General features: G+C 46.0%; 20 protein-coding genes. 15 read left to right on the forward strand and 5 right to left on the reverse strand.

All coding sequences use genetic code 11. The annotated features are described in order from the left end of the window. Positions 1–12 precede the first annotated feature (12 nt). The 13 genes from obgE (at position 13) to LZG94_RS20520 (ending at position 14,767) form a co-directional block, all read left to right on the forward strand. Positions 13–1,020 carry a GTPase ObgE gene (obgE, locus tag LZG94_RS20460; RefSeq protein ID WP_233793646.1) on the forward strand — a complete coding sequence of 336 codons (1,008 nt, stop codon included), beginning with the start codon at positions 13–15 and terminating at the stop codon, positions 1,018–1,020. Positions 1,021–1,095: 75 nt separating this feature from the next. After that, the gene (locus LZG94_RS20465) at positions 1,096–4,269 is read left to right on the forward strand and encodes a sialate O-acetylesterase (protein ID WP_233793647.1); all 3,174 of its coding nucleotides are present in this window, start codon (positions 1,096–1,098) and stop codon (positions 4,267–4,269) included. A 160-nt stretch (positions 4,270–4,429) separates the two neighbouring features. Continuing rightward, complete coding sequence (locus LZG94_RS20470; protein ID WP_233793648.1) at positions 4,430–6,565, forward strand: sialate O-acetylesterase; 2,136 nt, start codon at positions 4,430–4,432, stop codon at positions 6,563–6,565. A 196-nt stretch (positions 6,566–6,761) separates the two neighbouring features. Then, positions 6,762–7,136, forward strand: coding sequence for an NADH-quinone oxidoreductase subunit A (locus LZG94_RS20475; RefSeq protein ID WP_215234968.1), 375 nt, complete (start codon positions 6,762–6,764; stop codon positions 7,134–7,136). Positions 7,137–7,162: 26 nt separating this feature from the next. Further along, a complete protein-coding gene (locus LZG94_RS20480; RefSeq protein WP_215234969.1) occupies positions 7,163–7,705 on the forward strand; it encodes an NADH-quinone oxidoreductase subunit B in 543 nt (180 codons plus the stop codon). Between the two features lie 5 nt (positions 7,706–7,710). After that, on the forward strand, positions 7,711–8,211 hold the full coding sequence (locus LZG94_RS20485; RefSeq protein WP_215234970.1) for an NADH-quinone oxidoreductase subunit C: 501 nt from the start codon (positions 7,711–7,713) through the stop codon (positions 8,209–8,211). A gap of 18 nt (positions 8,212–8,229) precedes the next feature. Further along, positions 8,230–9,456 carry an NADH dehydrogenase (quinone) subunit D gene (gene nuoD / locus LZG94_RS20490; protein ID WP_215234971.1) on the forward strand — a complete coding sequence of 409 codons (1,227 nt, stop codon included), beginning with the start codon at positions 8,230–8,232 and terminating at the stop codon, positions 9,454–9,456. Positions 9,457–9,485: 29 nt separating this feature from the next. Then, entirely contained in the window at positions 9,486–9,983 is a 498-nt protein-coding gene (nuoE, locus tag LZG94_RS20495; protein ID WP_233793649.1) for an NAD(P)H-dependent oxidoreductase subunit E, read from the forward strand. Between the two features lie 28 nt (positions 9,984–10,011). Next, positions 10,012–11,352 carry an NADH-quinone oxidoreductase subunit NuoF gene (gene nuoF / locus LZG94_RS20500; protein WP_215234973.1) on the forward strand — a complete coding sequence of 447 codons (1,341 nt, stop codon included), beginning with the start codon at positions 10,012–10,014 and terminating at the stop codon, positions 11,350–11,352. A 34-nt stretch (positions 11,353–11,386) separates the two neighbouring features. Continuing rightward, entirely contained in the window at positions 11,387–12,502 is a 1,116-nt protein-coding gene (locus tag LZG94_RS20505; protein ID WP_233793650.1) for a 2Fe-2S iron-sulfur cluster-binding protein, read from the forward strand. Positions 12,503–12,524: 22 nt separating this feature from the next. After that, on the forward strand, positions 12,525–13,604 hold the full coding sequence (gene nuoH / locus LZG94_RS20510; protein WP_233793651.1) for an NADH-quinone oxidoreductase subunit NuoH: 1,080 nt from the start codon (positions 12,525–12,527) through the stop codon (positions 13,602–13,604). A 17-nt stretch (positions 13,605–13,621) separates the two neighbouring features. Then, on the forward strand, positions 13,622–14,215 hold the full coding sequence (locus LZG94_RS20515; protein WP_215234976.1) for an NADH-quinone oxidoreductase subunit I: 594 nt from the start codon (positions 13,622–13,624) through the stop codon (positions 14,213–14,215). 33 nt (positions 14,216–14,248) lie between these two features. Next, on the forward strand, positions 14,249–14,767 hold the full coding sequence (locus LZG94_RS20520; RefSeq protein ID WP_215234977.1) for an NADH-quinone oxidoreductase subunit J: 519 nt from the start codon (positions 14,249–14,251) through the stop codon (positions 14,765–14,767). A 76-nt stretch (positions 14,768–14,843) separates the two neighbouring features. On the opposite strand, the gene gcvP is transcribed toward LZG94_RS20520, so the two are convergent. From gcvP to LZG94_RS20535, 3 genes are all read right to left on the reverse strand, one after another. Further along, positions 14,844–17,732, reverse strand: coding sequence for an aminomethyl-transferring glycine dehydrogenase (gene gcvP, locus LZG94_RS20525; protein ID WP_233793652.1), 2,889 nt, complete (start codon positions 17,730–17,732; stop codon positions 14,844–14,846). Positions 17,733–17,863: 131 nt separating this feature from the next. Then, on the reverse strand, positions 17,864–18,070 hold the full coding sequence (locus tag LZG94_RS20530) for a hypothetical protein (protein ID WP_229254736.1): 207 nt from the start codon (positions 18,068–18,070) through the stop codon (positions 17,864–17,866). Positions 18,071–18,152: 82 nt separating this feature from the next. Then, on the reverse strand, positions 18,153–19,409 hold the full coding sequence (locus LZG94_RS20535; protein WP_233793653.1) for a metallophosphoesterase: 1,257 nt from the start codon (positions 19,407–19,409) through the stop codon (positions 18,153–18,155). Positions 19,410–19,498: 89 nt separating this feature from the next. On the opposite strand from LZG94_RS20535, the gene LZG94_RS20540 reads away from it, so the two are divergent. Continuing rightward, a complete protein-coding gene (locus tag LZG94_RS20540) occupies positions 19,499–19,720 on the forward strand; it encodes a hypothetical protein (protein WP_233793654.1) in 222 nt (73 codons plus the stop codon). A 7-nt stretch (positions 19,721–19,727) separates the two neighbouring features. Here LZG94_RS20540 and LZG94_RS20545 read toward each other — a convergent pair whose 3' ends face one another. Beyond that, a complete protein-coding gene (locus LZG94_RS20545; RefSeq protein ID WP_233793655.1) occupies positions 19,728–20,288 on the reverse strand; it encodes a YqgE/AlgH family protein in 561 nt (186 codons plus the stop codon). A 145-nt stretch (positions 20,289–20,433) separates the two neighbouring features. Between LZG94_RS20545 and LZG94_RS20550 the strand changes: the two genes are divergently transcribed. Beyond that, positions 20,434–20,952: a gamma carbonic anhydrase family protein gene (locus LZG94_RS20550; protein WP_233793656.1), complete on the forward strand. Its 519-nt coding sequence runs from the start codon at positions 20,434–20,436 to the stop codon at positions 20,950–20,952. 15 nt (positions 20,953–20,967) lie between these two features. Here LZG94_RS20550 and LZG94_RS20555 read toward each other — a convergent pair whose 3' ends face one another. Then, positions 20,968–21,597 carry a DedA family protein gene (locus LZG94_RS20555; RefSeq protein WP_233793657.1) on the reverse strand — a complete coding sequence of 210 codons (630 nt, stop codon included), beginning with the start codon at positions 21,595–21,597 and terminating at the stop codon, positions 20,968–20,970. Between the last annotated feature and the right edge of the window lie 39 nt (positions 21,598–21,636).

Genomic DNA, 21,636 nt, shown 5'->3' on the forward strand with positions numbered 1-21,636 from the left:
ACTATACAACACATGGCTTCATCAAACTTCATTGACTACGTAAAAATAAACGCCCGCTCGGGGAATGGCGGCGCGGGTGCACTTCATTTCAGACGTGAAAAACACGTTGAAAAAGGCGGGCCCGACGGCGGTGACGGTGGCCGCGGTGGCCACGTAATATTAAAAGGCAATGCGCAGCTCTGGACATTGCTCCACCTGAAATATACCAAACACGTAAAAGCTTTTGACGGAAAAGCCGGCGAAGGCGGCAGAAGGTCAGGCCCGATCGGGAAAGATATTATCCTAGAAGTACCGCTCGGCACAATCGCCCGTAATTCAGAAACAGGAGAAGAGCTTTTTGAGATCACCGAAGATGGTCAGGAAGTAATTCTACTGAAAGGCGGCCGCGGCGGAATGGGAAATGACCATTTTAAATCAGCTACAAACCAAACTCCTCAGCATGCGCAGCCAGGTGAGCCCGGTCTGGAAGAATGGGTTATCCTTGAATTGAAAGTACTGGCAGACGTAGGTCTGGTCGGGTTTCCGAATGCAGGAAAATCCACATTGCTTTCGGTAGTATCTGCTGCAAAGCCCGAAATTGCCGATTATCCCTTCACCACATTAGTCCCCAACCTCGGCGTTGTCTCTTACCGTGATTACAAATCCTTTGTAATGGCGGATATTCCGGGGATCATTGAAGGCGCTTCCCAGGGCAAAGGTCTTGGTCTTCGCTTCCTGCGCCACATTGAAAGAAATTCTATTCTCCTGTTCATGGTTCCTGCTGACAGTGAGGATATTAAAGCCGAATATGAAACACTCATTCAGGAACTTAAGATTTATAATCCCTCGCTTCTAGACAAGAATCGAATCCTCGCCGTTTCTAAAACTGATATTCTAACCGATCAGGAAAAAATTAGTTTGCGGGAAAAGCTTCCGGAAAACATCACCACTCTTTTAATTTCTGCAATAACTCAAGAAGGAATTGAACAATTGAAAGACAAGGTATGGGAGCTCATCAATTCACCGTTTCCCGTAAAATAATAATTTCTTGAAACAAGCAACCAAGTGACGCATATTGTGTGTCCGAGGAGTTACGTACAGAATCTTCAGTCAATTATGAAACACTATCTACCGTATTTTTTTTTGGTAGTATTAAGCTTTTTATCATTAAGCAGCTTAGGACAAGTCACCGTTGAATACCCTACCGACCGGTCTGTTTTTCAACGCGATAAAAACAATTCAGCGACCATCTATATTTCAGGAACCTACACCAAAATAGTCGACCGGATCGAGGCAAAGCTTAGCCCGATCAATGGCCAGGGTACTGATAAGGACTGGAAAACAATCGCAACGAATCCAAAAGGTGGTTTTTTCTCAGAAAGACTGGACGATGCAAAAGGAGGCTGGTACACACTGGAAGTGCGTGCGTGGAAAGGCGATCAAATGGTGGGCTCTTATACAGTTCCACACGTAGGTGTCGGCGAAGTCTTCCTCATTGCGGGACAATCCAACTCACAAGGTTACAAAGATATGGGCGCTCGTGGCGCTCAGGATGACAGGGTTAACTGTATCCGCTACAACAATACCGACGCCCCACGACTTTACGAAGACCTTCCTTATCCACATTTCGAGCATCTGGATGCTGATTCTGAAATTGCCCCGCGAGGTTATTCATCCTGGGCGTGGGGAAAACTGGGCGACAATCTTGCTGCCAGACTGAATGTCCCTATTCTGTTTTATAATGTAGGATGGTACGGAACTGCAGTCAGGACCTGGCGTGAAAGTATAAACGGTACCGGTTATTCGGTTTACACGGGAGTACCTATCGAACCAAGCGGAATGCCTTACAAAAATATGCGGGCGGTTATTCAGCGCTATACGCCAATTACAGGGCTGAGAGGGGTTTTGTGGCTGCAAGGCGAGGCGGATAATGATGTAAGTACTTCTACGGACAGCTACGCACAGGATCTTAAAACGGTGATCGAAGCTTCGCGGAATGAATCCGGAAAGAATATATCCTGGGTAGTCTCGCTCACTTCTTATAATAACCGAAAAGGAAGCAATCAGCGGGTAATCGAGGGCCAGAGAAAGGTTATCAATACAGTTAATAATGTCTTTGAAGGACCTTCGACCGATAATATACAAATCCCGAGGATAGACCAAGAGGGTGTCCATTTCAAAGATGATGGCCTTGTACAGCTTGGTGATGCCTGGACGCAGCAATTAAGTGACGATTTCTTTTCAAGATCAGAGCCTTATCAGGGTGTAAGTCCGATGAAGATCAGCGCAACTTGCGCTGGTGATGGTAGTATCAATTTGAATGCAGATACCGGCGGTCTCAACTCTTTCAGCTGGAATAACGGTCAGAATTCGAGTAGTGTCCGGGTTGGTAACGGAAGTTATCGTGCGTTTGCGCGGGACGACAGGGGATTTTATATATTCTCACCTGAAATTAAAGTTTACGAGAGTATCCAGCCTAACCGGCCCACTATTTCACTTGAAGGCAGTAATCCAGTCTGCCTTGGAAATACTGCTACACTAATTTCAAGTACTTCGGAAAATATCAGATGGAGCACCGGCTCAACAAGTGACAGGTTGCCTGTGACTGTTGGCGGCGAGTACTTTGTGACGACTCAAAATGTGTACGGCTGCGAAGCAACTTCTGACAAAATAACAATGAAAGTGGTGACTTCTCCTTTGCCGGACAAGCCAAAGATCACCGCTTCCGGCGTGCTTACATTTTGTGACGGAGGGGAAGTAAAGCTTACTTCCGATTCGAAAGTTAAAAATGTGTGGTCAACCGGGGACGAGAATGCGAGCATAACCGTAAAAAATTCGGGTGACTACACGGTAAGGGCATTGGACAATGCGGGCTGCTATTCACCTGCTTCTGATGTGGTTGCTGTAAAAGTGAACCCGCTTCCTGCCAAACCTGAGATCGCCGTGGGCGGTGCTACTACTTTTTGCGCGGGTGAGAACGTTACCCTGACATCCAATTACGACACCGGGAATATCTGGAGCAATGCAGCTACTACTAAGGCGATCTCTATCACCATATCAGGCAACTTTTCATTAAAGCAGCGCGACGCCAACGGCTGTGAATCGACTTCGGACGTAATAGCCGTAAAAGTAAATCCACTACCAGCTACACCTACTATTACAGCTGTAAGACCGACCACATTCTGCGACAGGGATTTTACAACCTTGCGCAGCAGCGAAGCTTTCTCTTATGTATGGAGCAACGGAAATAATAACCGCGAGATTGAAATACGTGAGTCAGGCGACTTTACAATTGCGGCAAGAGACGAAAATGGGTGTGTATCGCCCGTCTCACCGGTTACCAAAGTCGTAAAGAATCCGTTGCCTGCCACGCCGGTGATCACGGCTGACGGACCGACCACTTTTTGTGCGGATTTGAGTGTGAACCTGCGATCGACCGCAGCAGCAGGATTTTTGTGGAGCAATGGAGCAGCTACTCAAACCCTCAAGGTTACGACTGCCGGAAATTATTCGGTTCAAACGATCAACGAGTTCAAATGCTATTCCGACCCTAGCAACAGGATCGAGACAACGACACTGGCTCTGCCTCCCGCCCCTATTGTTAAAGCACTGAGTGCGACCACATTTTGCGACGGAGACACGATAACACTGCAAGCAACAAACGGTGATCTGTTTTTCTGGAATAATGGGGAAGAGGGCGAAAATATTTCGGTATTCGAGTCAGGAACATTTTCTGCACGTATCAAAGATGGTGCAGGATGCTTCTCACCCTATTCACCTGAAATAGCAATTGACGTAAAGCCGTCGCCGAGCGTTCCGCAGATCAGGCAGATCGGGCCGTTTACTTTGCTGGCTGAAAATAATCTCAGCGAGGGTGACCATGTTTGGAAGTTGAATGAAAATGTGCTTACAGAAAACAGCGGTATTCTGAAAGCGGTACGTTCTGGCAGTTACGTTGTCAATAATACCATTGTTTACAGTCCAACGCTCACTTGTTTTTCGGATTTCTCGGCACCATTTAGTTTTTTCCTTGATACTACTAATCCCGGCTTTGTCGCATTTCCAAATCCAAATTCAACTGGTAAGCTCACTGTCGAAACGCTTACAAATGTGACTAATGCTGAAGTGCAGGTTATCGACAGCCGTGGCGTAATTCACAAAACCTTCAAAGTGGCGAAATTTGATCGCCAGCACTTCTTCAACTTATCCGGCCTTTCAAGCGGCATTTATATTGTCCGCATTCTGTCAACCACTTTCACCGCAAGTCAAAAACTGATTATCGTACAGTAAAGACCGATAACGCATTCCACTGATCAAAAAATTTGAATGGTTATATTTTAGCCAAAATAATCATTTACATTTGTGTCCGTTTTGCTATTGATTACGTTAGAAAAGTCCAAAAACTCTTATCGTTCGGATATAAAAAATTTTACCCGTATCAGAATTCCCAATGCGTTATAGAATTATTCTTCAGGTAGTGGCAAAGGCACTGCTGTTGATTTGTGTTATTACAACGGCAGCATTTTCTCAGATTAAGATTACATCTCCCTCTTTTCAGGCAGTTTACCAGCGAGACGTTACCGGCCAGCGCGAAATCACTGTAACCGGAACTTTCAGCGTTCCGATGGAAAAAGTGGAGGCCCGTGCAGTACCCGTTGTGCAGGGACAAGGAATAGACACCCCATGGAAGGAAATTGATACTGAGCCGGTTGGTGGGGTATTTTCAGGAAAGATTACACTTTTCCAGGGCTGGTATACATTGGAAGTAAGAGGCGTTTCTGACGGTAAAATCGTTGGTCGCGATGTACTATCGCGCTTTGGAGTAGGAGAAGTTTTTATTATCGCCGGACAATCCAATGCACAAGGTCTTAAGGAATACCCGGGACCCGGGGCGAATGATGACCGCGTTATATATGTTTCGAATTACGAAAATGATGAATTAGGTCAATATAAAGATCTGCTCACCGACCCCGTTCCACCTGAATTCTCAAAGATTACTACCGGCCTCAAAACAATGTCTCCAAGGGGACAAACTCCCTGGTGCTGGGGTATTTTGGGCGACTTACTTGTCGAAAAACTTAACATGCCTGTGATGTTTATCAATACAGCCTGGGAAGGAACGGCGGTTGAAAACTGGTCTCGAAGTGCACAGGGACTTCCTACCGAGAGTTACTACGGTTATAAATACGCGCCGCAAATGCCTTATGCCAATCTTCGTATTGCAGCTAAAAATTATGGTAACCAATATGGTGTAAGGGCAATTCTCTGGATGCAGGGTGAGACGGACGGTGCATTTGGAACGACTGCTTCGTTTTATCAGTCGAATATGCAAACGATCATCAACAGGCTGAGCAGCGATACTGATAAACGCATTACCTGGGTAATTGCCAGAACAAGCCGCGCTTCCCTGGACAGACGTATTCCTTCGAAAGTTTATCCGCAGATCATCGCGGCTCAGAACGCTGTTCTTGAAACTCAGTTTAATCCAACTTATCCTGGCCCCGAAACTGACCAGCTTGTTCCAAACCGGCCCGACGGTATTCACTTCGTAGGTACCGAAGCGCTCACAATTCTTGCGAATGCGTGGAATGAAACTTTGGGTCCTGACTTCTTTGCAACCGTTACTCCTGCCGGGCCCGCTGAAATACCCGAAGTAACTGCTTCGTGCGTAACAGAAAACAATGCAGTGCGGATCAGTCTTCCAAGCGGATATTCTTCCTACGAATGGAATAATGGCGAAAAAGGCAGCTCGATTACGGTATCTGCCCCCGGCACTTACCGGGCGACTGTGAGAGACAATTCTGGAAATTCTATCCTTACCTCGGTAGTGGTACTCGACCACGAGGCAAAACCTTCACGGCCGAGTATTTTGCAACAGGGTGATCAACAGGCTTGTGCTGATTCTTCTTTTCAATTTGCAGTGGCCGAGGGTTCAGACACTTACAGCTGGTACAAGCAGGGATCAAATACGCCGCTGGCAGTTGGACCTACCGCCCAAATCGGTGAGAGCGGTCAGTATTATGTAAAAGGCGAGAGCATTTTTGGTTGTGTTTCTGAAAACTCAGCAACTTCTTCGCTAATAGTTCGCACGGAAATTTCCAAGCCGGTTATCGCAGCTTCGGGCCCATTCAGCATTACGGCGAGTATTGCCGAAACCGGCCTTGATGAACAGTTTTTATGGAGAACACCCGATACCGATACAGAAACAGCTGCTGATATTGTTAAAATACTAAAAACAGGGGTTTATTCAACCAGAGCCCGGGTTACTTACACAATCGGAGATAACAACCGGCTTGTTTGCTATTCCGACACTTCTTCTCAGGAATTTAAAACCAATGAAGAGAACGATGTGGTAATTTACCCAAATCCAAGTCAGGGCAACTTCGTTTATATCGAGTCCCGGGACAATATCGCAGATGCGGTCATTACCATATTTGACATTTATGGAAGGGTGGTTAAAACTACAACTCCCCGCCTGCTGGACAGTCGCTTGCAGATTAACCTGGGTTACCTTTCTACCGGCAAATATATTCTGAGGGTAACAGGCCAGGGGCAGAGTCTGACGAAGCAGATCATCATCCGATAATCCTTCCAGTATCAATAATTTTACAAATAAGCCCCGCCATAAACGGGGCTTATTTAGTATGATCCTAATTAGACAAAAGAAAAACTCAGGAATTTGATTGATAAAGTTGCAAAGGCTAATTTTGAGATAATAGAAAGATTGTAATGAATCCATCTATTTGAACTAGGTTTAGCAGAAACAGCATAGCGATATTGTAATGAATAACACTTATCTCCCGTCAGATTACCTCCCCATTTTAGTTCAATTTTTCCTGGCAGCAGCTTTCATCGGCGGAACGATGATAGTAACGCACATGATCGGGCCGAGCCGGAAAAGCAAGCTGAAAGATGATCCGTTTGAATGCGGAATTGAATCCGTCGGAGATGCAAGAACGCCTATATCAGTCAAGTACTTTCTGGTGGCGATCCTTTTTGTTTTGTTCGACGTGGAGGTAATATTTATGTATCCCTGGGCGGTTAATTTCAAAGAACTTGGAATGTTTGGCTTCCTGGAAATGTTACTGTTTATGGCTTTGCTCCTTTCCGGTTTTTACTACGTGATCCGCAAGGGTGTACTCAACTGGGAGGAATAGGCTTCAAACATTTGATCTGAGAAATTATGAAAGAAGTAACGATTGTGGAGGCTCCGAAAGGACATAGCGGTTCTGGATTTTTTGCAACTTCATTTGACGAAGCTATTGGATTGGCCCGCAGCTACTCGCTGTGGCCTTTGCCGTTTGCGACCTCTTGCTGCGGAATCGAATTCATGGCGACGATGGGAGCGCATTATGATATTTCCCGCTTTGGATCTGAGCGCCCTAGTTTTTCTCCCCGCCAGGCCGATTTGTTGATGGTGATGGGAACAATTGCCAAGAAAATGGCGCCGGTAGTAAAGCAGGTGTATTTACAAATGGCTGAACCACGCTGGGTTATGGCGGTAGGTGCCTGCGCTTCAAGCGGTGGTATTTTTGATACTTACAGTGTATTGCAGGGTATTGACCGGATCATACCGGTGGATGTTTACGTGCCGGGCTGCCCGCCAAGACCGGAACAGATTATCGATGGTCTGATGCAAATACAGCATCTTGCCCAGAATGAGAAACTGCGTCGCCGGAATACCGATGAATACCAGGAATTATTAGCTTCTTATAACATTCAGTAACCCTTATGTTAACTAACCAGGAAGTCGCCGAGGCACTTTTGGAAAAATTTGGTGACCAGGTTTTTGATTTTGAAGAACCTTACGGGCTTCTGACACTTTCTACAACCCGGGAAGAAATCCTTTCGATACTTGGCTTTCTTCGGGACCATAAAACATACCAGGTTATTTTCATGACAGACCTGTGTGGAATACACTATCCTGACAATCAAGGCAAAGAATTTCAGGTAGTTTATCATTTACACAGCTTCATTCACAATTTCCGGCTGCGAATTAAAGTTTCTCTTGCTGAGTCGGATCTGCATATTCCTACTGCGACCGGGCTGTTTGCCTGCGCTAACTGGATGGAACGTGAAACATACGATTTCTACGGTATTCTGTTTGACGGACACCCAAACCTGGTCAGGATTTTGAACATCGAAGAAATGGACTATTTCCCGATGCGAAAAGAGTATCCGATGGAAGATGCCACGCGTGAAGACAAAACTGATGCCCTTTTTGGCCGTTGACCTTATATTGAGTAAAATATGGCAGATATTGAATTATTACCTCATAACGTCCCTTCTCAAACCGAGCTGCCTGAACTGGTTGAAGAATTAACAACCCTTAACCTCGGCCCTACTCACCCCGCAACTCACGGTATTTTTCAGAATATCCTTAAAATGGATGGAGAAAAGATCGTGTCAGGGGAGCAGACGATTGGATATATACACCGTGCTTTTGAGAAAATTGCTGAAAGAAGGCCATTTTACCAGATTACGACGCTTACTGACCGCATGAACTATTGTTCCTCCCCGATTAATAACCTGGGGTGGCACATGACGGTTGAAAAGTTGCTGGGTGTGGAAGTTCCTAAAAGAGCGCAATACATTCGGGTAATCATGATGGAGCTGGCCCGGATCACGGACCACATTATTTGTAACAGTATCCTTGGCGTAGATACCGGTGCATTTACCGGTTTCTTGTATGTAATGCAGAAGCGCGAGGAAGTTTACGAGATTTATGAAGAAGTGTGCGGTGCACGACTCACTACTAATATGGGCCGCCTGGGTGGTATGGAAAGAGACCTTTCCAATACTGCGATCCGGAAAATCCACGAATTTATTAAATCATTCCCTGCGGTATTACGCGAGCTGGAAAAGCTGCTGAACCGCAATCGGATATTCATGGACCGGACCATTAACGTCGGTCCTATTTCAGCAGAAAGGGCATTATCATACGGTTTCACGGGGCCTAACCTGCGTGCTGCCGGTATAGACTATGATGTGCGTGTAATGAACCCTTACTCTTCTTACCAGGATTTTGAGTTTGATGTACCTATCGGCCAGTCCGGAGATACTTTTGACCGTTATATGGTTCGTAATGAGGAAATGTGGCAAAGCCTGAAGATAGTAGAGCAGGCGATCAATAACTTACCGGAAGGCCCGTATTACGCGGATGCACCGGAATATTACCTTCCTCCGAAAGACGAAGTATACAGGAATATGGAGGCATTGATCTATCACTTCAAAATTGTGATGGGAGAGATTGATGCACCGGCTGGCGAAGTTTATCACGCGGTGGAAGGCGGAAACGGAGAGTTAGGATTTTACCTGATCAGCGACGGCGGAAGAGCACCTTACCGTTTGCATTTCCGTAGGCCAAGCTTCATCTATTACCAGGCTTATCCCGAAATGTGCAAAGGAAGTACACTTTCCGATGCGATTTTGACAATGAGTAGCCTCAATGTGATAGCCGGAGAACTGGACGCCTGAGTTTTTCTAAAACAGATTACATTTAAGAAATGACCGAAACACCCAATCTCGTAGCCTTTACACCCGAGCGGCTTGAGAAAGTAAAAGAAATCATTGCACGTTATCCGGAAGGCCGCCAAAAATCGGCCCTTTTACCTGTTTTGCACGTAGCACAGGAACAATGGGGCTGGCTGAGCAGTGAGGTTATGGATTATGTCGCCGGCATTTTGAGCATTCAACCTGTTGAAGTATACGAGGTCGCTTCATTTTACACCATGTACCACCTCGACCCGGTTGGAAAGCATGTGATCGAATATTGCAGGACAGGTCCTTGCTGCTTAATGGGCGGGGAAAATGTATACGGACATTTGAAACAAAAACTGGGCGTGGAAGCGGGACAAACTACTGCCGACGGACTTTTTACATTAAAAGAAGTGGAATGTCTGGCAGCTTGTGGCTGGGGACCCGTTTTTCAGATCCGCGAGCAGTTTTATATGAACCTTACCAATGATAAGGTTGACCAAATAATTGAAGATCTAAGCAAATAGGCTTTCGGCTTAAAATAGTATCCTGAAAATGGCTAAGAAAATATTAACGGAGCACATCAATGTACCTGGTATAGAAACCTTCGATGTATATCGGAAGCAAGGTGGCTATACCGCCGTTGAAAAGGCTATTAAAACCATGACGCCCGAAGAGGTGGTGGAAGAGGCGAAGAAATCCGGTGTGAGAGGAAGAGGCGGCGCGGGTTTTCCGATGGGTATGAAATGGGGGTTTCTGGCCAAACCGGAAGGTGTTCCCCGCTATCTGGTTTGCAACGCGGATGAATCGGAGCCGGGTACATTCAAAGATCACCATTTAATGAAATCGATCCCTCATTTGCTGATCGAGGGAATGATCATATCAAGTTATGCCCTGGGCGCGAACAAATCGTTTATCTACGTACGTGGTGAACTGATGTACGTGATCCGCATTCTTGAAAAAGCAATTGAAGAAGCAAAAGCACAGGGTTTTCTTGGCAAAAACATTCTTGGTTCCGGTTATGATCTGGAACTGATTGTGCAACCAGGCGGCGGTGCATATATATGCGGTGAAGAAACGGCATTGCTGGAATCGCTGGAAGGAAAACGTGGTAACCCGCGTAATAAGCCACCATTTCCAGCAGTGAAGGGCTTGTACCAAAGCCCAACTGTTGTGAATAACGTGGAGTCCATCGCCAATATGTCGTGGATTATCAATAATGGTGGAGATGCTTATGCGGCAATCGGTATTGGTCGCAGCACGGGCACGAAGCTGATTTCTGCCTCGGGACATATTGAGAAGCCCGGTGTATATGAAATTGAGTTGGGTGTAAGTGTGGAAGAATTTTTGAATTCAGATGAATACTGCGGCGGGATCAGAAAAGGACACCATTTGAAAGCATTGGTGGCCGGCGGATCTTCCGTACCCATTTTGCCAGCCCACCTGATCATGAAAACCGCGAATGGTGAAGACAGGCTCATGAGCTACGAGTCACTTTCCGACGGCGGATTTGCGACGGGTACCATGCTGGGTTCAGGCGGTTTTATTGTTTTTGATGAAACAGCCTGTATCGTCAGAAATACCTGGAATTTCTCCCGCTTTTATCACCACGAATCGTGTGGCCAATGTAGCCCCTGCCGTGAAGGTACCGGCTGGATGGAAAAGGTACTGCACCGCATTGAACATGGTCACGGCAGTATGCACGACGTGGATTTGCTGGTAGATATTTCAAAGAAGATTGAAGGAAATACAATTTGTCCGCTTGGAGATGCTGCTGCCTGGCCTGTTGCCAGCGCGATACGTCACTTCCGCGACGAATTTGTTTGGCATATAACAAACCCTCACGAAGCTACGCAACCAGGGGCCGTTTACCGAGGTGAAATGGAGCTGGCGTAACAGCTTTGACCGAGACTTTTGAACATTGTTTGGAATGGAAGATATAAAACCCCAATTAGTAAAAATTACCTTCGACGGCATTGAAGTTGAGGTGGAACCTGGTACTACGATCATGCAGGCTGCGCGGAAAATTGCGGAAGCCGATGAAAGTCAGGCTGCGCTTGTTCCGCCGGCAATGTGCTATTATAAGCCGCTTAATGCCTCGGGAGGAAAATGCCGGGCTTGTCTGGTAAAGGTGGCGCAGGGATCGGCCAAAGACCCACGGCCAATGCCAAAACTGGTTCCTTCGTGCATTACGCAGGTTCAGGAAGGAATGGTAGTAGAAAATACCACCAATCAGGGTGTATTGGATACGCGCAAAAGCATTGTTGAATTTTTGCTGATTAACCACCCGCTGGACTGTCCGATATGCGATCAGGCGGGAGAATGCCATTTGCAGGATTTTGCATTTGAGCACGGTTCCGCTAAAACCAGGTACGAGGAAGAAAGGAGAACTTTTGATAAAATTGATATCGGCCCGCACGTGCAGCTGCACATGACACGGTGCATTCTTTGCTACCGCTGCGTTTACACGGCCGATCAAATTACTGACAAGCGTGTGCACGGTGTAATGAACCGCGGAGATGCTTCCGAGATCAGTACCTACATTGAAAAAGCGATTGATAATGACTTTTCAGGTAACGTGATCGACGTTTGCCCGGTAGGTGCATTGACCGATAAAACTTTCCGTTTCAAGCAAAGGGTGTGGTTTACCAAACCGGAAGACGCACATCGGGATTGTGATAAATGTTGTGGAAAAGTGACTTTGTGGTATCGTGGAGATGAAGTGCTACGCGTAACTGCCCGCAAAAACACTTGGGGTGAAGTCAATGATTTCATTTGCAACACCTGCCGTTTTGATAAGAAAAAAACGAGCGACTGGGTACTGGAAGGTCCGACTAAGGTGAAACGCAGCTCAGTGATCTCTGCCAACAAATACCGCGCAGATCTTGTTAAAAAACCTGATTTTGCATTGAAACTGGCAGCTTCACAATACAAACCTGTGGACGATGACCGCGCTTATGTGACTGACGAAGATACGATCCGTCAACAAAGCATTGAAAATAATGACAAAGCGAACCACCGTTCGTTACTGGCGAAAAACAACTGATAAGCTGATTAATTGTTTATAAATGGATTTAACCGAATTTCTAGTTAAGACCGCAACGATATTCGTTGTTTTCGTGCTCACCCTGGTTATTGCAATGTATTCAACCTGGGCAGAACGTAAGGTTGCAGGCTTTATCCAGGACAGGATGGGCCCTAACCGCGCTGGCTGGGGAGGCTTATTGCAGCCGCTCGCTGATGCCGGTAAGATGTTTTTCAAGGAAGATTTTATCCCTGCTTTGGCAAATAAGTGGCTTTTTATCGCTGGGCCAAGCTTGGCAATGCTCACTGCTTTGCTGGCAAGTGCAGTAATTCCTTTTGGGAGTACTTTCCGGATAAATGGGCACGAAATTGTCCTCCAAGGCGTGGAATCGAATATTGGGATTCTTTACGTTTTCGGTGTGGTAGCACTGGGAGTTTATGGAATAATGGTTGGGGGCTGGGCTTCTAATAACAAATTCTCCCTGCTTGGTGCGATCCGCGCGGCTTCTCAGAATATCAGTTATGAAGTAGCAATGGGGCTTTCTCTGATCGCCATATTAATGATGAGCAGTTCCCTTTCATTGGGAGAGATCGTGGCTCAGCAGCACGGGATGAACTGGAATATCTTCTACCAGCCGCTCGGATTTTTGATCTTCATTACCTGCTCATTCGCAGAATGTAACCGTGTTCCTTTTGACTTACCTGAATGCGAAACTGAGCTCGTAGGCGGATATCACACAGAATATGGAAGTATGAAGCTGGGTTTCTATCTGTTTGCTGAATACATCAACATGTTCATTTCGTCGGCAATTATCTCAGTGCTGTACTTCGGCGGTTATAACTATCCCGGAATGGATTGGGTTTACAGCCAGCTGACGGGCGCATTAGGTTCGGAAACCGGTCATAATATTGCTACATTGATCGGAACTGCTGTATTCTTTGGAAAAGCGTTGTTCTTCATATTCTTCTATATGTGGGTACGCTGGACAATCCCGCGTTTCCGTTATGACCAATTGATGAACCTGGGCTGGAAAAAATTGATACCTCTGGCCATTTTCAACATTATCATCACAGGTGCTGCTGTGCTTTTTCTTAAGCCGGTGATTACAGCCTGGTTGAACTAATATAAAAATACATTGCTATGCAATTGACAAATCGCTCCAAACAGGTTAGCAATAAAGAAATGACGCTGATGGAACGCGCCTATATCCCGGCAATTGCGACGGGTTTGGCAATTACCATTAAGCACTTTTTCGCTAAAAAAGTAACTATCGAATACCCAGAAGTAAAGAGATACCTGGGGCCGGTATTCAGGGGCAGACATATTCTGAAAAGAGATGAAGATGGTCGCGAGCGCTGTACGGCGTGCGGGCTTTGTGCTGTGGCTTGTCCTGCGGAAGCTATTCAAATGGTGGCTGCCGAGAGAGAAAAAGGAGAGGAAAACTTATACCGGGAAGAAAAATATGCAGCGGTTTACGAAGTGAATATGCTTCGGTGCATTTTCTGCGGACTTTGTGAAGAAGCTTGCCCGAAACAGGCAGTATACCTTCGTCACGACGAATTTGTTCCTGTTTTTACGGAACGTGACCAGGTGATCTGGGGTAAAGATCTGCTTGTTGAAGATATGACAAACCGTTATACACGCGAAGCCTGGACGAAGGAAGAGGCACGTGCGCTGGACGCTAAAAGAGCGAGCGGCGAATCTACTAATGTTGTCCCAAGAGCTATCCCCTGAAAAGAAACCAGGCTGTCCGGCAGCACTACTACTATGAATTCAACTGTATCGTTTTTCTATTTCTTGTCCTTTCTCACCATCCTCAGCGCAGTGATGGTGGTAGTATCGCGTAACCCTATTCACAGTGTTCTTTATCTGATTCTGGCCTTTTTTACATTATCCGGCCACTATATCTTATTGAATGCGCAGTTTTTGGCAGCCGTAAATATTATCGTCTATGCGGGGGCAATCATGGTACTCTTTCTATTTGTGATCATGTTTTTGAATATGAAGCAGGATAATGAAGAAGCCAAGACCAACATTGCTAAAATTGCAGCGACGATTGTCGGCGGGACTGTATTTGTGATTCTTTTTGGAGCCTACCGCAAAAGCGCAATTCCTGCTTTCAATCCAGAAAATTTTGATTCTCAGGTTGGTATGATAGAAAATCTTGGACATATACTTTTCCGGGAATATCTGCTTCCGTTCGAGCTGGCTTCGATTTTGCTACTTGTGGCGATGGTAGGAGCTGTGATGCTTGGTAAACGAGAAATCGGAGAAAGACACTTTTAGTATTTTAATTGAGACATTAAAAAACGGGCGGCGCTGAACTTCAGCGCCGCCCGTTTTCATTATAAGAGCTATCAATTTACTCAACCTCGGAGTAAGCTTCAACAGGAATGCAAGAGCAGATCAGGTTACGGTCACCGTATGCACTATCGACGCGGCTCACACTTGGCCAGAACTTGTTGAAACGTAGATAAGGAAGCGGGAATGCAGCTTTTTCACGGCTGTAAGATCTCGCCCAATCTTCGCTTAACAATACGCGGGAAGTGTGCGGCGCATTTTTAAGCACGTTATCTGAACGATCCACGGTACCATCTTCGATCTCCTGGATTTCTTTTCTGATCGAGATCATCGCGTCACAAAAGCGGTCCAGCTCAGCCTTCGATTCAGATTCGGTAGGCTCGATCATCAAAGTACCAGCCACCGGGAAAGATAATGTGGGTGAATGGAAACCGTAGTCCATCAGACGTTTTGCAAGATCCTCTGCTTCTACACCAGCCGCTTTAAACGACCGGCAATCGAGGATCATCTCATGGGCGCAGCGCCCGTTTGTACCTGTATAAAGAACATCGAAATACCCGCTCAAACGCTCCTTGATATAATTTGCATTCAGGATTGCATATTTGGTAGCATTGGTCAAACCTTCTCCGCCCATCATCGCAATATATGCATAAGAAATAGTCAGGATGCTCGCGCTGCCGTAAGGCGCAGCGGAAACTGCTCCTGCTTCTCCGTTAGGAAGATGTTCTCCCTGGATATTGAAATTGACGTGTCCTGGCAAGAAAGGCATCAAGTGCTCGGCAACTCCGATCGGGCCAACACCAGGTCCGCCGCCACCGTGAGGAATACAGAACGTTTTGTGCAGATTCAGGTGACAAACGTCCGCACCAATCGTAGCAGGACTAGTTAATCCAACCTGTGCATTCATATTAGCGCCGTCCATGTAAACCTGGCCACCGTGCGAATGGATCATTTCACAGATCTCAATGATACTTTCTTCGTACACACCGTGCGTGGAAGGATAAGTTACCATTAAGCAGGAAAGATCATTGCTATATTGTTCGGCTTTCGCTCTCAGGTCGGCCACATCAATATTTCCACGCTCATCGCATTTTGTTACCACCACCTTCATTCCTGCCATTACCGCAGATGCTGGGTTGGTTCCGTGAGCAGATGAAGGGATCAACGCCACATTTCTGTGCTCTTCTCCCCTGCTCGCGTGATAAGCGCGAATTGCCATCAAACCAGCATATTCACCTTGTGCGCCTGAATTAGGCTGAAACGACATCGCCGCAAAACCTGTGATCTCGCAAAGCCAGATATTCAATTCACTTACAAGCTGCGCATATCCTCCTACCTGATTAGTCGGTGCAAAAGGGTGAATTTCACCAAACTCCGGCCAGGTAAGCGGGATCATTTCCGCAGTCGCATTCAGTTTCATCGTGCAGCTACCAAGCGAAATCATGGAATGAACCAGAGACAAATCTTTGTTTTCCAGTGATTTCAGGTAACGCAGCATTTCGTGCTCCGTGTGGTGGGTATTAAATATCGGGTGTGTCAGGTATTCAGATGTACGGGTAAGATTTTCCGGAAACGAAAACTCCAACTCTTCATCAATTACCATTTCACCCTGAAAACCAGACACTTCTGCAAATACATTCAAAAGCGAAATTACATCGTCGAAACTCTTTGCTTCGTCGAATGCGACTGTCACACTTTCATCTTTATTATAACGCAAATTGATACCATACTTCAATGCCTGCTCACGCACTTTTCTGGTCAGCGGCGTTTTGATCGTTACTGTATCGAAAAACTCAGTTGTAACAACTTCGTAATGGAATTTCTTGATCGTATCTACAAACAAAGTAGCAAGACCGTGCACGCGTGAAGCGATCGTCCTGATACCTTCTGGTCCGTGGTAAACCGCATAAGCGCCCGCAATTACAGCCAGCAATACCTGTGCGGTACATATATTGGAAGTCGCTTTCTCTCGGCGAATATGTTGCTCACGCGTTTGCAGCGCCATTCTCAACGCACGATTTCCTTCTCCATCAACCGATACCCCAATAATACGACCGGGAATATTTCTTTTAAAAGCTTCTTTGGTTGCGAAATATGCAGCGTGCGGCCCGCCATAACCCATCGGAACACCAAAACGTTGGGAAGAACCTACCACTACATCAGCTCCCATTTCTCCAGGGGATTTCAAAAGTGCAAGTGCCAACAGATCGGCAGCGACGGCAACAGAGATATTTAGCTCGTGAGCCGCACTGATAAAGTCGGTGTAATCGATTACATCGCCATTTGTAGCAGGATATTGAATCAAAACACCATAAATATTTTCGTCTGTCAGGTCAACAGTTGCATGATCGCCCACTACTACCTCAATGCCGATCGGCCTTGCGCGCGTGTAGATCAGGTCGATCGTTTGCGGGTGACAAAGCTCGGAGACAAAAAACGTGTTGGCTTTCTTTCTGCCGCCCGCACGCAGGCTGTGCAGCATTGTCATCGCCTCAGCTGCCGCAGTAGCTTCGTCCAGGAGCGACGCGTTTGCAATCTCCATCCCGGTCAAATCTGTCACAACAGTTTGAAAATTGAGCAGCATTTCAAGTCTGCCTTGCGCAATTTCAGCCTGGTAAGGCGTATAAGCAGTATACCAAGCGGGATTTTCGAGGATATTGCGGAGAATTACATTTGGCGTAATAGTATCATAGTAGCCTGTGCCGATATACGATTTCAAAACCGCATTCTTGCTGGCTATCCTTTTAATCCCTTCCAAAAACTCCCGTTCCGATTTTGGGTTGGGAAGATTAAGCGGCTTTTGCAGGCGTATTGCCGAAGGAAGCGTCTGGTCTATCAGTTCGTCCAGCGATGCAGCTCCTATCTTGTTCAACATTTCCTGTAATTCCTGCGCATCCTTACCGTGGTGACGGTTTTCAAATTTATCCTGGTTTCGAAGGTTAATTTTCATTCGAGTGAGACCGAAAACGTTCGTGTTGATTAGTTTTAAAATACAAAAGTAAGCAAATCCGACCGAATCTTTTTGCGATTGGTCTCAATGCTTACTCTTGAATATGTACAAATTTTGATAGTCTGAAAGAATCAATGATTAGGGCAGCCGCAGTCGCTTTTCCGCTTGAATATGCCCAGTATCTTTTTTGACTTGGGCTTTTTGTAGCCCTTGAATTTTTTCTTTTTCCCCATCAGCTCCATCTTGGAATTAACGGGCTTTGCATGGAGTTGCTCAATGCCGGAGAAGCCAAATGTCAGGCCGAGTATCAGAAGCCAGGGAGTGATTTTCTTCATCATTTTTATATTAGTCAACACAATGTCACTTATTCAACGTAGCGAATACAAAATACCGTATAGCATCCGACTGCATTCGCAAATATTATGCTTTTACTAACTCCAAGATAGTGATTTCAGGCAAAATACCCACTCTTCCAGGGTAGCCTAGGTAGCCAAAACCGCGGTTTACATACAAAAACTGCTCATTTTGTTCATATAAACCAGCCCAGCGTTTGTACCTGTATTGTACCGGGCTCCATTTCAATTTCCCGATCTCGACACCAAACTGCATTCCGTGTGTATGGCCGGCCAGGGCAAGGTCGATGTCTTTGTATTGTGGCAAAACCTGCTGGTCCCAGTGGCTGGGATCGTGTGAAAGCAATATTTTCACCGGATAGTCGGCTGTATTCTGGTATGCTTTAGCAAGATTTCCGTATTTGGCAAAATTCCCCGCGCCCCAGTTCTGAATGCCGATCAACCCGATTTCCTCTCCGTCGACGCGGATCGCGCGATTTTCATCCAGCATCAGATTCCAGCCTAAAAGCTTGTGCGCCCTTTGCAAGTCGGCCAGGTTATTGTTTTTTGCATTAATGTCAGGCCATTGAAAATAGTCACCGTAATCGTGGTTTCCAAGAATGGAATGTACGCCCAGCGGCGCCTTCACTTTATCGAATATGGAAATATAATCCTGTACTTCTTTTGCCCGGTCGTTAACGAGGTCGCCTGTAAAGAAAGCGATATCCGGTTTTTCCTTCATCAACATTTCCACGCCACCTTTCACCGCAGTTTTATTGAAAAAACTTCCCGAGTGAATATCTGACAATTGTGCAATTTTGATTCCATGAAAAGCGCGCGGCAAATTCTTCAAAGGCACCTTTACCCGCCGAATGCGGTAATCGTGGGCGCCCGACAAAATCCCGAATGCAAACGTGCCCATTAATCCAGTCCCCGCCACTACTGCGGTGGTTGCCAAAAATTGTGAACGTGGAATGGTCGGCTCGCCGGTTTCGGGTGAAATGGTGGCTGCGGAGGGAAAGAAATAGCTCACTATCCACTGCAAAAAGCGGCGAACATCATCCACCAGCAATATCAATACTGCCAGTAGTTTCGACAGATAAGGTATCGCAATGAATGCGACCACGAAAGTCCGGGTAGAACTTTTGAAATAATCGGCCGGCAGCAGCTGCATTCCCACATAAGCCAAAAGTGTAAGCAGCGTAAAAGCCCAGTAGGCACCTCCGATCCAGCGTTGCGTGACGGGAGAAAGATTGCGGATCGCGAATCTCAAACCTTGCAAAACATAAAAATCTATTGCAAGAAGGATGAAAGTCAGTAATAAAAAAAAGACGGATCTTGGCATTTTAAATATTCGTTTTCATATTGATCGTAAACGTTTGTCCGGATTTTCTCGTTCGGTAAGTTTATGCGATAATTTCAAGATCCTGTTTTATGCCCAATTACGATTTCAAGAGATTCCATATCCGTTCGATGAATGCAGCCTCGGCAGAAGAAAGGGCCAGCATTAATCAGGAGCTGAAAGAATTATACGATTCTCTTTCGGAGAGTGACAAAAAAGTATTTAATGAAGAGCTGCAATACTTTCTGACAAAGGAAGTAAGCAGAATTAAGTCGGATTACGAATCTGTAACAGGAATGGATCAGCCCAATTAATGAGCTTTTAGTTCAACCGCGGGTCTATCGGGTAATGCGCGATTGACTTGTATTCGCCTCCCATATTGCGCAATACTTCGCGCCAGAAGTTCCCCGGTGGCGTAGAAAACAGAAAATCGGAGGTCGTATTGGTGATAATCCATGAATCTTGTTCGAGCTCATCGTCCAGCTGCCCGCCGCCCCAACCTGAATAGCCGATAAAAAACCGGATATCTTCCTGACCCAAGGTATTGATATTCAACAGGGTTTTCACACTCGTAAAATCTCCGCCCCAATATACACCCTGCATAATTTCCGCCCCGCCGTGAATCAGATCGGGCCGGCGATGAATAAAATGCAGTGTGTTTTTCTCGACCGGTCCGCCCAGGTGAAGCGTGATATCCTGGTAAATGGTTTCTTCGAGTACGTCGCCTAGATATAGTTCGGTAGTCTGGTTCAGCACAAATCCAAAACTTCCTTGCTCATTGTGCTCGCACATCAGAATAACCCCCCTTTCGAAATTGGGGTCCCCCAAAAAAGGTTTTGCAATCAACAGGCTACCTTTTGCGACATTCATACTTGCAGACATACTCCCGGCTGAAATTTTAATACAAAACGAATATATTTATTTTTTGGTGACAATTTTGAGCGAAATCAGAAATTAATGGCTGAAAAAGTTACCGGTTCTTCAACTAAAAAACCGCCTTATTCATTACGCAATTCTTAAAATAAATATGGCACTTATAAAATCGGTCCGTGGATTTCAGCCTGCTTATGACGATAGTTGCTGGTTTGCAGAGAATGCAACAATCGTCGGTGATGTGGTTTTGGGAGAAAATTGTACAGTTTGGTTCAATGCAGTGATACGCGGCGATGTGAACAGTATTCGTATCGGCCACCATTCCAATGTGCAGGACGGGGCAGTTATACACTGTACTTACCAGCGATTCGCGACCACGATCGGTAATTACGTGTCCATCGCTCACAATGCGATCGTTCATGGTTGCACGATCGAAGATCACGTGCTGATCGGGATGGGCGCGATCGTGATGGATGGGGCTGTAATTGGTGAAGGTTCTATTGTAGCCGCCGGGGCGATCGTGACGCAGGGTACCAAAGTACCGCCGGGGACGATTTATGCAGGAAATCCGGCGAAATATCTGAAAGACGTTTCCCCAGAATTGAATGCAGCTATCGACAGAACTGCCAATAACTACATTATATATTCAGGCTGGTTTAGAGAAGAAGAATAGGGTTGAATCTAAGACTCACCCCATTTCTTTTCTTGCATTCAAATATCCCTTGATCACTGTAAATGTGGTGATTGCAAGGAAGAAGAGAATGATATATTGCACATAGTCAACAATCCACGGAAACCTTTCGCCGAACAAAAACCCGCCGCCAGTGAGCGTACCGATCCAGATTACTCCTCCTGCTACATTATTTAACAGAAAAGAAGGAAAGGACATTTTCACGAGCCCGGCCAGGATAGGAGCAAAAGTCCTGACCACCGGCAAAAATCTGCTGATGATGAGGGTGCGGCTTCCGTACTTTTCGAAGTACTTCCGCGTAGTATCAATATGTTTCTTTTTAAAGAAGAATGAATCCGGCCTGTTTTCAAAGATATCCCCAAAATATTTACCAAAAATATAACCTACCAGAGAGCCCAATACCGCGGCAGTGAACATACACAACAGTAAAATGCCGATCGGCACATCCAGAATCCCGGTTCCGCAGAATACACCGGCCAGAAAAACCAGGTAATCGCCCGGGAGAAAAAAGGCGAAAAACAGCCCATTCTCGGCAAAGACGATAAATGTGATTACCAGCAGTCCGCCGGTACGGATGATTTCTTCTGAATTAAGTATATACTGGAAAAACTCGGTGATTGAAGTCATAGTTCAGATATTAAACGATTGAGGGGTAGCTGGCAAAGA

The sequence above is a fragment of the Dyadobacter sp. CY343 genome, from assembly GCF_021390335.1.
In the GTDB taxonomy this organism is placed as follows: domain Bacteria; phylum Bacteroidota; class Bacteroidia; order Cytophagales; family Spirosomataceae; genus Dyadobacter.